General features: G+C 62.3%; 11 protein-coding genes. 5 read left to right on the top strand and 6 right to left on the bottom strand.

All coding sequences use genetic code 11. The annotated features are described in order from the left end of the window. Window positions 1-114: 114 nt before the first annotated feature. The 5 genes from J5M57_RS15455 (at window position 115) to J5M57_RS15435 (ending at window position 6,548) form a co-directional block, all read left to right on the top strand. Window positions 115-891: a DeoR family transcriptional regulator gene (locus tag J5M57_RS15455; RefSeq protein WP_169842849.1), complete on the top strand. Its 777-nt coding sequence runs from the start codon at window positions 115-117 to the stop codon at window positions 889-891. Between the two features lie 2 nt (window positions 892-893). Next, entirely contained in the window at window positions 894-2,726 is a 1,833-nt protein-coding gene (gene glmS, locus J5M57_RS15450) for a glutamine--fructose-6-phosphate transaminase (isomerizing) (protein ID WP_169842850.1), read from the top strand. A 75-nt stretch (window positions 2,727-2,801) separates the two neighbouring features. Continuing rightward, a complete protein-coding gene (locus tag J5M57_RS15445; protein ID WP_064589923.1) occupies window positions 2,802-3,728 on the top strand; it encodes a LysR family transcriptional regulator in 927 nt (308 codons plus the stop codon). Window positions 3,729-3,830: 102 nt separating this feature from the next. Further along, on the top strand, window positions 3,831-4,457 hold the full coding sequence (locus tag J5M57_RS15440) for a glutathione S-transferase (RefSeq protein ID WP_169842851.1): 627 nt from the start codon (window positions 3,831-3,833) through the stop codon (window positions 4,455-4,457). A 60-nt stretch (window positions 4,458-4,517) separates the two neighbouring features. Continuing rightward, window positions 4,518-6,548, top strand: a complete 2,031-nt coding sequence (locus J5M57_RS15435; protein ID WP_207848668.1) for a pyridoxamine 5'-phosphate oxidase family protein — start codon at window positions 4,518-4,520, stop codon at window positions 6,546-6,548. A gap of 114 nt (window positions 6,549-6,662) precedes the next feature. Here J5M57_RS15435 and J5M57_RS15430 read toward each other — a convergent pair whose 3' ends face one another. Genes J5M57_RS15430 through J5M57_RS15405 form a run of 6 tightly spaced genes read right to left on the bottom strand, consistent with a single transcriptional unit; the run spans window position 6,663 to window position 13,785 of the window. Next, window positions 6,663-7,793 carry a glycosyltransferase family 4 protein gene (locus J5M57_RS15430; RefSeq protein ID WP_064589920.1) on the bottom strand — a complete coding sequence of 377 codons (1,131 nt, stop codon included), beginning with the start codon at window positions 7,791-7,793 and terminating at the stop codon, window positions 6,663-6,665. Beyond that, window positions 7,794-8,924 (bottom strand): glycosyltransferase family 1 protein, encoded by a 1,131-nt coding sequence (locus J5M57_RS15425; protein WP_169842853.1) that lies wholly within the window; start codon window positions 8,922-8,924, stop codon window positions 7,794-7,796. Beyond that, entirely contained in the window at window positions 8,908-10,284 is a 1,377-nt protein-coding gene (locus J5M57_RS15420; protein ID WP_207848667.1) for a glycosyltransferase family 1 protein, read from the bottom strand. Before J5M57_RS15420 ends, J5M57_RS15425 begins: the two co-directional genes overlap by 17 nt. Next, window positions 10,281-11,546, bottom strand: coding sequence for an ABC transporter ATP-binding protein (locus J5M57_RS15415; RefSeq protein WP_207848666.1), 1,266 nt, complete (start codon window positions 11,544-11,546; stop codon window positions 10,281-10,283). Before J5M57_RS15415 ends, J5M57_RS15420 begins: the two co-directional genes overlap by 4 nt. Further along, window positions 11,546-12,343, bottom strand: a complete 798-nt coding sequence (locus J5M57_RS15410; RefSeq protein ID WP_169842856.1) for an ABC transporter permease — start codon at window positions 12,341-12,343, stop codon at window positions 11,546-11,548. The genes J5M57_RS15415 and J5M57_RS15410 overlap by 1 nt, the downstream gene beginning before the upstream one ends. Continuing rightward, a complete protein-coding gene (locus J5M57_RS15405) occupies window positions 12,343-13,785 on the bottom strand; it encodes a mannose-1-phosphate guanylyltransferase/mannose-6-phosphate isomerase (protein ID WP_207848665.1) in 1,443 nt (480 codons plus the stop codon). Before J5M57_RS15405 ends, J5M57_RS15410 begins: the two co-directional genes overlap by 1 nt.

Here is a 13,785-nt window from a genome sequence, read left to right as displayed (position 1 = left end):
AGTTCCTACAGGACCTGTCCGGGGTTGCGATTTTTTTTGCGACATGGCTTGACGATTTATGGCCGATAGGTTTTGATTGCTTCCGTTATCTTTCGAATCGAAACTTAAGTCGCCATGTCGAAACGCAACACGCCGCAACGCCGCCACAACATTCTCGCCTTGCTCAACGAGCAGGGCGAAGTCAGTGTGGATGAATTGGCCAAGCGCTTCGAAACCTCCGAAGTTACGATTCGCAAGGATCTGGCTGCGCTGGAAAGTCATGGTCTGTTGCTGCGCCGTTACGGCGGGGCGATCACCATGCCGCAGGAGTTGGTCGCGGAACCCGGCCAAAGTGTTTCGAAGTACAAACAGGCGATTGCCCGCGCCGCCGTCAAACGCATCCGCGAGCACGCCCGCATCATCATCGACAGTGGCAGCACCACCGCCGCCATGATTCCCGAGCTTGGCCAACAGCCGGGTCTGGTGGTCATGACCAACTCCCTGCACGTTGCCAACGCCCTCAGCGAGCTCGAGCACGAGCCGGTGTTGCTGATGACCGGCGGCACCTGGGATCCGCATTCGGAGTCCTTTCAGGGGCAGGTCGCCGAGCAGGTACTACGCTCTTACGACTTCGACCAGTTGTTTATCGGCGCCGATGGCATTGATCTGGTGCGCGGCACCACCACGTTCAACGAGTTGCTTGGCCTGAGCCGGGTGATGGCCGACGTGGCGCGTGAGGTCATCGTGATGGTCGAGGCCGACAAGATCGGTCGCAAGATTCCCAACCTGGAGCTGCCGTGGAGCAGCGTCCATACCCTCATTACCGATGATCGCCTGCCCCTCGAGGCCCGCGATCAGATTCAGGCCCGCGGTATCACCGTGATTTGCGCGGCTGTCAGTCAGGAGAAATAAGCATGTGTGGAATTGTCGGCGCGGTTGCTGAACGTAATATCACCGCTATCTTGCTCGAAGGCCTCAAGCGCCTCGAATACCGTGGCTATGACAGTGCCGGTGTGGCGGTTTTCACCAATGATGAAAAGCTTGAGCGCATGCGCCGTCCGGGCAAGGTCAGCGAACTTGAAGCAGCGCTGGCTGAGCATCCACTGGTCGGTCGTCTCGGTATCGCGCACACCCGTTGGGCGACCCACGGCGCGCCTTGCGAGCGTAACGCGCACCCGCATTTCTCCGGCGACATCGCCGTGGTGCACAACGGCATCATCGAGAACCACGAAGCCCTGCGTGAGCAGCTCAAGGCGTTGGGTTACGTGTTCACCTCGGACACCGATACCGAAGTCATCGCGCACCTGCTGAACCACAAACTCAAGGATCAGCCTGACCTGACCGTTGCACTGAAAGCGACCGTCAAGGAACTGCACGGTGCCTACGGTCTGGCCGTGATCAATGCACATCAGCCGGACCGTCTGGTTGCCGCGCGCAGTGGCAGCCCGTTGGTGATCGGCCTGGGTCTGGGCGAGAACTTCCTCGCCTCCGACCAGTTGGCGCTGCGTCAGGTTACTGACCGCTTCATGTACCTCGAAGAGGGCGATATCGCCGAAATTCGCCGCGATAGCGTGCAGATCTGGGATGTAAACGGTCAGGCCGTCGAGCGCCAGACCGTGCAGTACAGCGATGGTGCCGAGGCCGCTGATAAAGGTGAGTTCCGCCACTACATGCTCAAGGAAATCCACGAGCAGCCGTCGGTGGTGCAGCGCACCCTCGAAGGTCGTCTGAGCCCGAACCAAGTGCTGGTTCAGGCTTTCGGTCCACAGGCTGCTGAACTGTTCGCCAAAGTGCGCAACGTGCAGATCGTCGCCTGCGGTACCAGCTACCACGCCGGCATGGTCGCCCGTTACTGGCTCGAAGAACTGGCCGGCATTCCGTGCCAGGTCGAGGTCGCCAGCGAATTCCGCTACCGCAAGGTGGTGGTGCAGCCAGACACTCTGTTCGTCACCATTTCCCAGTCCGGCGAAACCGCCGACACCCTGGCCGCGCTGCGCAATGCCAAAGAGCTGGGCTTCCTCGCCAGCCTGGCGATCTGCAACGTCGGCATCAGCTCGCTGGTGCGCGAATCCGACCTGACCCTGTTGACCCAGGCCGGTCGTGAAATCGGTGTGGCCTCGACCAAGGCGTTCACTACGCAACTGGTTGGCCTGTTGCTGCTGACCCTGTCGTTGGGCCAGGTGCGCGGTACGCTGGGCAAAGATGTCGAAGCCACGCTGGTGGAAGAGCTGCGTCGCTTGCCGACCCGTCTGGGCGAAGCGCTGGCGATGGACAGCACCGTGGAAAAGATTGCCGAGTTGTTCGCCGAGAAGAACCACACCCTGTTCCTCGGCCGTGGCGCGCAATTCCCGGTGGCGATGGAAGGCGCCTTGAAGCTCAAGGAAATCTCCTACATCCACGCCGAAGCCTATCCGGCCGGCGAACTCAAGCACGGCCCGCTGGCGCTTGTGGATAACGACATGCCGGTGGTCACTGTCGCGCCGAACAACGAACTGCTGGAGAAGCTCAAGTCCAACCTGCAGGAAGTCCGGGCCCGTGGCGGCGAACTGATCGTGTTCGCCGACGAGAAGGCCGGGATGACCAACGGTGAAGGCACCCACGTGGTACAGATGCCGCACATCCACGACATCCTCTCGCCAATTCTCTACACCATCCCGCTGCAGCTGCTGTCGTACTACGTCGCCGTGCTCAAAGGCACCGACGTCGACCAGCCGCGCAACCTGGCGAAGTCGGTGACGGTGGAATAAGTTATCCACAGCTGATAATGACCCGCAAAAATCGCAGCCTCGGCTGCGATTTTTGTATCTGACTCGAGGGCATACATGGACCGTTTCCAAGAAATGCAGATCTTCGCCACGGTGGCCCAGGAGCAGGGGTTCTCGGCGGCGGCGCGGCGTCTGGGTCTGTCGGCGGCCAGTGTCACCCGGGCGGTGGCAGCGCTGGAGCAGCGGATCGGTACGCAGTTGCTGATCCGCACGACGCGCAGTGTGCATCTGAGCGAGGCCGGTCAGCGTTATCTGGAAGACTGTCGGAGAATTCTCGCCGAGGTGCAGGAAGCCGAGGATTCGGCTGCCGGCAGTCACGCCCAGCCCCGTGGGCAATTGACGGTAACCGCGCCGGTGTTGTTCGGCGAGTTGTTTGTCACGCCGTTGATGGCCGGTTATCTGACGCAATACCCCGACGTTTCGATCAATGCGCTGTTGGTCGATCGGGTGGTGAGCATGGTCGAGGAGGGCATCGATGTCGCGGTGCGCATCGGTGAGTTGCCGGACAGCAATCAGCACGCCATCCGCGTCGGCGAAGTGCGGCGGGTGATCTGTGGTTCGCCGGCCTATCTGGCGGAGCACGGCCGTCCCGCGCATCCGCAAGCGCTGGCCGGTGCGCCGGTGGTGGCGACTTCGTCCATTGGCCAGTTGCGCAGTTGGCCGTTTCTGGATCAGGGCGAAGCGATCAGCGTGCGGCCCGAACCGAGGCTGGTGGTCACTGCCAATCAGGCGGCAATTGCGGCGGCCTGCCTAGGGTTGGGTCTGACCCGGGTGTTGTCCTACCAGGTCGCTGGCAAGGTGGCGTCGGGTGAACTGGAAATTGTCCTCGCCGACTTCGAACTGCCGCCGCTGCCGATTCATGTGGTGTATCAGGGCGGGCGCAAGGCGCCGGCGCGGGTGCGCAGTTTTGTCGATCACGCGGTGAAAGTGCTGCGCGAGCACCCGGCGCTGCAGAACGCGGCGTTATTTCATCAGATGAAATAATCGATTGCGATTGCTGGTGATTCTGTTGCTTTGAGGATGGGTAGAAGATGGCCTCCATCGGCGCTGCCATCCCGAACAGCGCCACCTCCAGCGGAGTCGACCATGCAAGCGATCAAACTCTACAACTTCCCGCGTTCCGGCCACGCCCATCGGGTGGAGCTGATGCTGTCCCTGCTGCAGCTGCCGACCGAGCTGATCCTGGTCGATCTGGCCAAGGGTGAGCACAAGCAGGCGCCGTATCTGGCAATCAACAGCTTTGGTCAGGTACCGGCGATCGATGATGACGGCGTGGTGCTGGCCGACTCCAATGCGATCCTGGTGTATCTGGCGCTCAAGTATGGCAATGGCCGCTGGCTGCCCACCGATCCATTGGGTGCTGCGCGGGTGCAACGCTGGCTGTCGGTGGCAGCGGGGCCGATTGCTTTCGGGCCGGCCGCGGCGCGCCTGGTCACGGTGTTTGGGGCGCAACTGAACGCTGAAGAACTGATTACCCGTGCGCACAACCTGCTCAAGGTGATGGAGCTGGAACTGGGCAAGACCCCGTATCTGGCCGGCAGCGAGCCAACCATCGCCGACGTTTCCGCCTACAGCTACATCGCCCACGCGCCGGAAGGCAACGTGTCGCTGGACGACTACGCCAACGTCCGCGCCTGGCTGGCGCGGGTCGAAGCCTTGCCCGGTTTTGTCGGCATGCCACGCACCATTGCCGGTCTGCAAAAAACTGCCTGAAGACCTGGCCCGGTCTGACCGGGCCCTGCACATTGCGCCAGCGGCGCGGGGAGATGCGTGATGGAACGTTCACCGTGGCACGCTGGCGAGCAGCAATTGCAGGCCCATGTCGGGGTAGCCGAACGCATGGAGGCCTTCGGCCGTAAAGTGATTCGCGACTGGATGCCGGATCAGCACCGCGCCTTTTATGAGCAATTGCCGTTCATGCTATACGGCGCGGTCGATGCTGAAGGTCGTCCGTGGGCCAGTGTGCTCGAAGGGGCGCCGGGGTTCGCCGGCTCGCCAGATCCGCAGCACCTGCAACTATCCAGTCTGCCGGCAGCAGATGATCCGGCCCGACTGCTCAACGGCGCGGCCATCGGTTTGCTGGGCATCGAACTGCACACCCGGCGGCGCAACCGTCTCAACGGTCGCGTCGGCAATCTCGACGCCAGCGGTTTCGCGGTGACGGTGGACCAGTCGTTCGGCAACTGTCCGCAATACATTCAACTGCGCCAGTTCCAGCGTGTGCCGCTGTCCGATCCGCAGACGCGGCCAGCGCAGCATGGCGACGGCCTCGATGACGCGGCCAAAGCCATGATCGAAGGCGCCGACACCTTCTTCGTCGCCAGTTACGTCGATGTCGACGGGCAACGTGCGGTGGACGTTTCCCATCGCGGCGGCCAGGCCGGGTTTGTCCGGGTCGAGGGTAATCGCCTGACCATCCCGGATTTTGCCGGCAACCTGCACTTCAATACCTTAGGCAACCTGCTGCTCAACCCGCGTGCGGGCCTGTTGTTCATCGACTTTTCCACAGGCGATGTGCTGCAACTGAGCGGGCGTACCGAGATCATCCTGGAGGGGCCGCAGATCGAAGCGTTCCAAGGCGCCGAGCGCCTGTGGACATTCGAGGTGGAGAAAAGGGTGCGGCGTCCGGCGGCACTGGCCTTGCGCTGGCGCTTCGACGGCATGTCGCCCACCAGCCTGCTGACCGGCACCTGGGCCCAGGCCGATGCGCGTTTACAGGCCAAGGCCTTGGGTGACAGCTGGCGGCCACTGCGAGTGACCCGCATCGAGCGGGAGAGCCAGCACATCCGCTCGATCTATCTGCAACCGGACGACGGCGCCGGCATGCCGGTGTTTCAGGCCGGGCAGCATTTGCCGCTGCGCTTCACCCTGGACGGTGAAACGCATATCCGCACCTACAGCCTGTCGAGTGCGCCGTCGGATGACTTTTTACGCATCAGCGTGAAGCGCGAGGGGCTGGTTTCAAGCCATTTGCACCAGCAAATCCGCGTTGGCGATGTCCTCGAAGCACGGGCGCCACAGGGGCACTTTACGGTGGCGCCGCTGGAGCGACGCCCCTTGGTGCTGCTCGCGGCGGGTGTCGGCATAACGCCGTTGCTGTCGATGCTGCGCGAGGTGGTGTATCAAGGCCTGCGCACCCGGCGGATTCGCCCGACGTGGTTGTTGCAGAGTTCGCGCAGTCTGGCCGATCAGCCGTTTCGCCAGGAACTGGATCGCTTGCTGGAAGACGCAGGTGACGCCGTACGAGTGATGCGCCTGCTCAGCCAGCCCGAAGCCGACGTACACGAGGGAGAGGATTTCGACCGGCGCGGGCGTATCGATGGGGCACTGCTGCGCGACTTGCTGGAGGTCGAAGATTACGACCAGATCGACTTTGTGGTCTGTGGCCCGGGCGGTTTTACCCAAGGTCTTTACGACAGCTTGCGCGAGCTCGACATTCGCGATGCGCGGATCCATGCGGAAACGTTCGGCCCGTCAACGCTCAAGCGCCAGCCGGATCCGGATGCGGTTGTCATTGCGCAGCCGCCCGCAGCCACGACGTCAGTCCCGGTGATGTTCGAACGTTCTGCCAAAGAAGCGCGCTGGCAGCCGGACGGCGGCAGTCTGCTGGAGCTGGCGGAAAGCCGCGGCCTGCGCCCGGAGTTCAGTTGCCGGGGAGGTTCGTGCGGCACCTGCAAGACGCGTCTGGTCAGTGGCGCGGTGAATTATCCACAGCCCCCGGCGGACATGCCGGAGGCGGGGCAGGTGCTGATTTGCTGTGCGGTGCCGGCGCAGAGCGAGCAGTTGCTGGTGCTGGATCTGTAACGCTTTCCCCCTGTAGGAGCTGCCGAAGGCTGCGATCTTTTGATTCTGGGTTTCTAAAATCAAAAGATCGCAGCCTTCGGCAGCTCCTACAGGAGATTGAGGTCGTGTCTCAGGTCAGGCGTAAGACAGGTCCTTCTCTTCCAGCAACTCCTGATACAACTCGGTCCACTTGCGACCCATCTCATCGGCCGTAAACAACTGCCGGTAACGCGCTTCGGCCTTCACACCCATGGCCGCCGCGCGTTCCGGGTTTTCCCAAAGGGTGCGCATCGCCTCGCGAAACGCCAATGGGTTGCTCGGCGGCACGACCAGGCCGGTTTCGTTGTGGATATTGATGTAGCTGGTACCGGTGCCGATTTCGCTGGAGATCATCGGCTTGCCGTACATCGCACCTTCGAGCAGCGAAATGCCGAACGCTTCGGAGCGCAGGTGCGAAGGGAACACGATGGCGTAGCTCAGTTGCAGCAGGGCAACCTTGTCTTCGTCACCCAGGCGTCCGAGGAAGTGGATATTGCGCAGGCCCAGTGCGGCGGCCTGGGCGTGCAATTCCAGCTCAAGCGGGCCCGCGCCGACGATCACCACCGGGTAGTCCACGTCCTTCAAGGCATCGAGCAGAATGTGCAGGCCCTTGTAATAACGCATGACCCCGACGAACAGGAAAAACTTATCCCCAAGCTGCTGGCGCCAGCGGTTCATTCGCTCTGCATCGGCCTGTGGATAACCCGCTTTGTTCAAACCGTACGGAATTACTCGGGTCTTGTTCTGGAACTGCTGCAACACGTCGCTGGTGTGCAGGTAGTTCGGCGAGGCCGCGACGATTCGGTCGGCGCTGGCGAGGAAGCGGTTCATCAGCGGCCGGTAGAGTTTGAGCAGATGTTTCTGGCGAATGATGTCCGAGTGGTAGGTCACCACGCTTGGTTTGTTCATGCCGCTGGCGAAATGCACCAAGTCCATGAACGGCCAGGGAAAGTGATAGTTGACCACATCGGCTTCAGCCGCCAGCTCGCGAAACTGTTTGAACACACTCCAGGAAAACCCGGTGGAGGCGAACTGAATGTCGAGTCTGGCGCGGTGGACTTCGTGCTGGCCCAGTTGCACCACTGGCGGTGTCGGGTCGGCGCTGAGGGTCAGGACCTGGCCGTCGATGCCGTGATGCGCACCGCTCTCGCACAGCTGGAAGATCACTTGCTCGATACCGCCGACCGAGTCAGGCAGGTAGGTTTTGAAGAAATGAAGCACTCGCATTCAGCCTCCCATGGCCTGGCGGTAGGCACCGGCGGTGGCCTGTGCGCAACGTTCCCAGGAAAAAAGCCGCGTCCGGTGCAATCCGGCTTCTCGGCAAGCCTGCCAATGCGCGTGATCGTCGATCAGGCGGTTCAGCGCATCGCGCAGGCCCTGTGCATCGTCAGGTTCAATATAGTTGCCAGCCGCGCCGGCGACTTCCGGCATGGCTGAAGAACGGGTCAGGATCACCGGCGTGCCGCTGGCCATGGCTTCCAGTACCGGCAGCCCGAAGCCTTCGTACAGCGATGGAAACACCAGTGCCCGGGCGCCGGCCAGCAGTTGCGCGACCTGTTCATCGGGCAGATAGCCGAGCAGGCACACGTGTCCCGAGGCCAGGGCCTGGCGCAGTTCGTCGCTGAACTGGCTCTGTTGCCAGCCGGCCATGCCGACGATCAGCAGCGGAAAGCGCTGGCGCACGGCCTCCGGCAGCAGGGCATGGGCGCGCAGGGCCAGGTTCAGGTTCTTGCGCGGCTCGAGGGTGCCGACACACAGGAAGTATTCGCGCGGGGCAACGGCATGCGCGTTGAGCACCGCCGCGATGGCGTGCGGTTCCCGTGGGTGAAAGCGCTCGGCGACACCCAATGGCGCCACCACAAAGCGTTCGGCTGGCAGGCCGAACCAGGCTTGGGCCTCGTCGGCAATCGCCTGCGAGTCGGTGATGATGCGCTGCGCCTGTTGCACGCCAGCGGCCAGGCGCCGTTCGATTTCCTTGAGGCGCGCTGCCGGTTGGCTGTCAGGAAAGTGCAGGTGAGTCAGGTCGTGCAGGGTGATCACGGTCGGGCCGTCGAAGGCCAGCGGCCACAGGCTCGGTTCGTGATACAGGTCGATGTCTTGCGCACGGCCTTGATCGAAACGTTTCTGCTCCAGCCAGCGCCGCGCCTGGTAGGCCCCGGGGATCTGCCGCAGCAGTGGTGTCACACGCGAGTAGCCGGGCATGGCCGCTTCCGGCAACGCCGAACTCCAGCCCCAGCCGTGAAACAGCGCCACTTCGACATCGGTTGTGTCGCGCAAGGCGCGGACCAGTTCGGCGACGTAATGGCCGATGCCGGTGCGCGGCGCCTGGAGAATCCGCGCGTTAAGAGCAATGCGCATGCTGGCTCTCTGACGCCGGCTGTGAATGATCCAGGTTGCGTTCGATACGCTGGACCAGTTGCGCACTCGCTTCGCGCCAGCTCAGCCAGCGCCATTGGTCGAGGCTCTTGGGCGCCGGAAACACCCCGGAGCGTTCCATTGCGAGCACCAGCTCGGTGAGGCTCTGCGGGTTGTGCAGATCGAAATACGCCATGTAATCGCCGCCGATTTCACGGAACACCGGAATATCGCTGGCCATCGCCGGCAGGCCGCGCTGCATGGCTTCCACCAGCGGCAAGCCGAATCCTTCGACGTGCGACGGGAACACCAGTGCGGTGGCGTGGGAGTAGGCGTGCTCAAGGCTTTTGTCCGAGAGCGAGTTGAACATGAACAGACGCCGGTTCAGTTGCGGGTGCTGGCGAATCCGCTCGATCAGCGCCTCACATTTCCAGCCGATTTTCCCGGCAATGCACAACCGTGCCGTGGAGCCCGCGGCCCAGGCCCGTTCAAAGGCATCGAGCAGGTAGGCGTGGTTCTTGCGCGGTTCGATGGTGCTGACCATCAGGAACACCGGCTCCGGGCGCTTGAACATGTCCAGCAGATGGCGATCGACTTCGGTCGTGGCATCGCTCAAATCCAGCTCGGAGCCGAGGTGGAAATAGTCGAACCAGCGCTGTTGGACCTGTTGCGTGCCGATCCGGCGCAACATCTCCTGGCGCACCTGATCGCGGATGGTGGTCGAGATCGCGACATAGCCGTCGGCAGTGCGCGCGATCCAGTCGAACCAGTCGTTGAACACCTTGACCAGGCCCGCGTCGCAGAACTGCGGATGGGTCAGCGGGATCAAGTCGTAAATCACCGAAACGATGCCCACGCCATCGCGCTTGAGTTGTTCGGCCAAGGGGAAGAAGTTGGCGTGCCAGGACGAGTCGAGCAACACCAGTTGATCGCCAGCTCGATGTTGCAAGGGGACGCAGCGCTCGGGCACGGGCTTGCCCTTGAGCAGGCGTCCGAGCACGCGCATCGGCAGGCTGAAACAGGCAAACGCGGTGAGCCGGCAGAGCACGTACAGCACCCGCCGGGCGAAATGCGACTGGCTGAAAGGGCGGCGTCGTTCGAGGGCGCGATGGCGCAACCAGAAGCCGTTGGCCCAGTGTTCCAGCTTCACCCGCAGGCTGGTCAGATTGATTTTCGGCGTCTTGATCGGTGCCAGGCTTTTCACCTGATACAGGGCTCCGTCGAGCATCACCACCGGAATGCATTCACGCTCGGCGTCAGCGTCGGGCAACTGTTGAATGACGTTGCGCACCACCCGTTGAATGCCCGAATTGGCCGACGGGTGCTCAAAGACATAGGTGCACTCGACCAGCAGTCGTGTCATCGCGAGATCTCCTTGTCCGCCTGTAGTGTCGTGTTCTCACTGGCGCGGCTGATCTCGGTCCGGGCCTGCAGCCATGAGCAGCCGACAAAGTCTTCCTGACGATTGTTGATCACGTGGAAAACCAGACCGTAATCGCGCCATTCGAAGTTGCGGTCCAGGTGCGAATCCAGGCGCGACAGGCTCAGCGCTACCGAATAGCTGCCCTTGCCCAGACGCATGTCGAAGGCGAAGCGGAAGGTCACTTGTTCACCGGCACTCAGGTCGCTGATCGCCTGATCCTGGCGATGGGTGTTGATGCCGTAGATCGCCTGGCCGAGGCGATCCTTGATCAGAAAGCCCAGCACCAGGCGCTCGATGTCCTCGCGGACCTCGGTCTGTACTTCCAGCACCACCGGCTGCCCGACTTCCGCGACTTCCAGGCTGCGTCCCTGAGCGTCGAGCAAACGTACGCTGACAATCCCGGCCTCACCGGTGCCGGAAATGGTTTGCACCTGACCATTGGCGAGCATTTCCTGGCGAACGATCTGGCCTTCGCGCTGGGCGAGCATGGCGTTGTAGTAGTCCATGACTTCTTCGGGTTTGCCACGCATGGCCAGGCGACCGTTTTCCAAAAGGATCGCGGTGTCACAGATCGACTGAATCGCCGAGCGGTCATGGGACACAATCAGCAGGGTGGTGCCGGCCTTGCGGAAATTGCGGATGCGCTCGAAGCTTTTGTGCTGGAAGTAGGCGTCGCCCACCGACAGCGCTTCATCGACGATCAGGATGTCCGGACGGCGCGCGGTGGCGACGCTGAAGGCCAGGCGCATCTGCATGCCGCTGGAATAGGTGCGCACCGGGTGGTCGATGGCTTCGCCGATTTCGGCGAAGCTCTCGATTTGCGGCATCAATACTTCGATCTCTTCGACCTGCATGCCCAGTAGCTGACCGGCCATGAACGCGTTCTGGCGGCCGGTGAAATCCGGGTGGAATCCCATCCCCAATTCCAGCAGGGCGGCGACGCGGCCTTGCAGTTGAATCTGCCCGCAGCTCGGTTGCGTGGTGCCGGTGATCATCTTCAGCAGGGTGCTTTTGCCCGCGCCGTTGACCCCGACGATGCCGACGGCTTCGCCGGGCTGGATCTCGAAATCGATGTCCTGCAGGACCCAGTGCAAGTGGTGCCGGGTGCCCGAAAACGGCACCAGCCACTCGAACAACCGGCTCCAGCGATTGGGGTATTGCTTGTAGGCCTTGCCCAGGCCACTGACGCGTATATGTCCCATCAGAGTTCATCCACCATTTCGCCGACTCGTTGCCGGAACAGGCGCAACGCCATGGCGCAGAACAGCAGGCCGATGATCAGCAGCGGCAGCAGCGATGGCCAGTCTGGCCACTGGTTGTAGAGGAACACGTTCTGGTAGCTGGTCATCAACGCCGTCATCGGGTTGAGGCTGATCAGGTGCTGGATGCCCGGCGGCAGGATCGACAGCGGGTAAACGATCGGCGTCAGCCAGAACCAGAACTGCAGGCAGATGCCGAACATCTGTCCGACGTCGCGGAAGAACACGTTGAGGATGCCGAGGATCATGCCCAGCCCGGCGGCGAAGATCACTTGCACGATCAGCAGCGGTATCAGCGCGAGCAAGGCCATGCCGGGCAGGCGTCCGCTGATCAGCAGAAAACCGAAAAACAGCGCGAGGATGATCGCGAAGTTGATCCCGGCGTTGAGCAGCGCAATCACCGGCAGGCAGATGCGCGGGAAGCTGATTTTCTTCAGCAGGTTGGCGTTTTCCAGAAACATGCTCTGGCTGCGCGAGGTGATTTCGGCAAACAGTCCCCAGGTCAGCAGGCCCGCACACAGGTACACGCTGTAGGCCAGGCCATCATCCACCCCCGGCAGGCGCGCGCGCATGATCTGGGAAAAGATCACCGTGTATACGACGATCATCGACAACGGGTTGAGCACGGTCCACAGCGCGCCGAACAGCGAATTGCGATAACGCGCCTGAAACTCCCGCTTGACGCTGCCGAGGATGAATCCGCGGTAGCTGCGCAGCGAGCGGTACAGGGAAAGCAGCATCAAACCGTCCTGCCGTATTGGTCTTCGAAGCGCACGATGTCGTCTTCACCGAGGTATTCGCCGCTTTGTACTTCGATGATCACCAGGTCGATGACCCCGGGGTTTTCCAGGCGATGCCGGTGTCCGGCGGCAATGAACGTCGATTCGTTCTTGGCCACCAGATGGGTGCCGGTGCCATTGTTGGTGACCTTGGCCATGCCTTCGACCACCACCCAGTGTTCGTTGCGGTGATGGTGCATTTGCAGCGACAGCTTGCCGCCGGGCTTGACCACGATGCGTTTGATCTTGAAGCGCGGACCTTCCTCAAGCACGGTGTAAGTGCCCCACGGACGGCTGACCGTGCGATGCAAACGATAGGCTTCGTGGGATTTGTCCTTGAGTTGCTTAGCGACACGTCGCACGTCCTGGGCGCGGTCGGCGTGGGCCACCAGCACCGCGTCGGCGGTGTCGACGATGATCAGGTTATCCACTCCGACAGCGGCCACCAGCCGGCCTTCGCTCTGCACGAAGTTGTTATGGCTGTCGACGAAGATCGCTTCGCCGCTGGCGCGGTTGTTGTCGGCATCGGCGGGTAGCAGCGCCGCCACGGCGCCCCACGAGCCAATGTCGCTCCAGTCGAAACCGGCGGGCACCACCACGACCTTGTCCGAGCGTTCCATCAACGCGTAATCGATGGAGATATCGGTGATTTCCGCGAACAGTGCCGGTGACAGTTCCTGTTGCAGGCAGCCGACGGTTTCCACCGCGGCGCTGGCCTGCATGCAGGTGCGAGTCTGCTCCAGCAACTCGGGAGCATGCTGTTGCAGTTGGTTGATCAGGGTGGCGGTGGTGAAGCAGAACATGCCCGAGTTCCACAGGAAGTTGCCGCTTTCCAGGTAATGCGTGGCGGTCTGCAGGTCGGGTTTTTCCACGAAGCGTTGTACTTTCGCTGCGCCTCTGGCGTCCAGTGGTGCGCCGGTCTCGATGTAGCCGAAGCCGGTTTCCGGGGCAGTCGGCACTACGCCAAAGGTCACCAGGTAGCCGTCCTTCGCCAGATGGACGGCGTGTTCGACGGCGCTCTTGAGTGCCTCCTGATTGACGATCAAATGGTCGGCGGGCATGACCACCATGATCGCGTCGTCGCCATGCAGCGCCTGTAGCGACAGGGCTGCGGCGGCAATTGCCGGGGCGGTGTTGCGCCCGGTCGGCTCGAGCAGGAAATGCCCGCGATGGCGCGACACGTGGGCAGCGCAATAGTGATCCTTGCTCTGGAAGTAGTACTCGCGGTTGGTCACCGTGACGATGTCGCCCCAGCCATCGAGCAATGCAGCAGCACGCTGATAGGTCTTGCCCAGCAACGACTGGCCGTCGGGCAGGGTCATGAACGGCTTGGGATGGCCCTCGCGGGACACCGGCCACAAACGAGTGCCGGCGCCGCCGGACAGAATCACGGGGATGAGCAT

The organism is Pseudomonas sp. 86_A, from assembly GCF_017491705.1.
GTDB lineage: Bacteria > Pseudomonadota > Gammaproteobacteria > Pseudomonadales > Pseudomonadaceae > Aquipseudomonas > Aquipseudomonas koreensis.
The sequence above is the reverse complement of the archived record's forward strand: the minus strand, read 5'-3'. Positions and strand labels throughout refer to the sequence as shown.

Excerpts from the sequence above, each read along its gene's own strand:
- J5M57_RS15415 (WP_207848666.1), bottom strand. The coding sequence starts at position 11,546 with ATGGGACATATACGCGTCAGTGGCCTGGGCAAGGCCTACAAGCAATAC.
- glmS (WP_169842850.1), top strand. The coding sequence starts at position 894 with ATGTGTGGAATTGTCGGCGCGGTTGCTGAACGTAATATCACCGCTATC.
- J5M57_RS15455 (WP_169842849.1), top strand. The coding sequence starts at position 115 with ATGTCGAAACGCAACACGCCGCAACGCCGCCACAACATTCTCGCCTTG.
- J5M57_RS15420 (WP_207848667.1), bottom strand. The coding sequence starts at position 10,284 with ATGACACGACTGCTGGTCGAGTGCACCTATGTCTTTGAGCACCCGTCG.
- J5M57_RS15410 (WP_169842856.1), bottom strand. The coding sequence starts at position 12,343 with ATGCTGCTTTCCCTGTACCGCTCGCTGCGCAGCTACCGCGGATTCATC.
- J5M57_RS15425 (WP_169842853.1), bottom strand. The coding sequence starts at position 8,924 with ATGCGCATTGCTCTTAACGCGCGGATTCTCCAGGCGCCGCGCACCGGC.
- J5M57_RS15445 (WP_064589923.1), top strand. The coding sequence starts at position 2,802 with ATGGACCGTTTCCAAGAAATGCAGATCTTCGCCACGGTGGCCCAGGAG.
- J5M57_RS15440 (WP_169842851.1), top strand. The coding sequence starts at position 3,831 with ATGCAAGCGATCAAACTCTACAACTTCCCGCGTTCCGGCCACGCCCAT.
- J5M57_RS15435 (WP_207848668.1), top strand. The coding sequence starts at position 4,518 with ATGGAACGTTCACCGTGGCACGCTGGCGAGCAGCAATTGCAGGCCCAT.
- J5M57_RS15405 (WP_207848665.1), bottom strand. The coding sequence starts at position 13,785 with ATGCTCATCCCCGTGATTCTGTCCGGCGGCGCCGGCACTCGTTTGTGG.
- J5M57_RS15430 (WP_064589920.1), bottom strand. The coding sequence starts at position 7,793 with ATGCGAGTGCTTCATTTCTTCAAAACCTACCTGCCTGACTCGGTCGGC.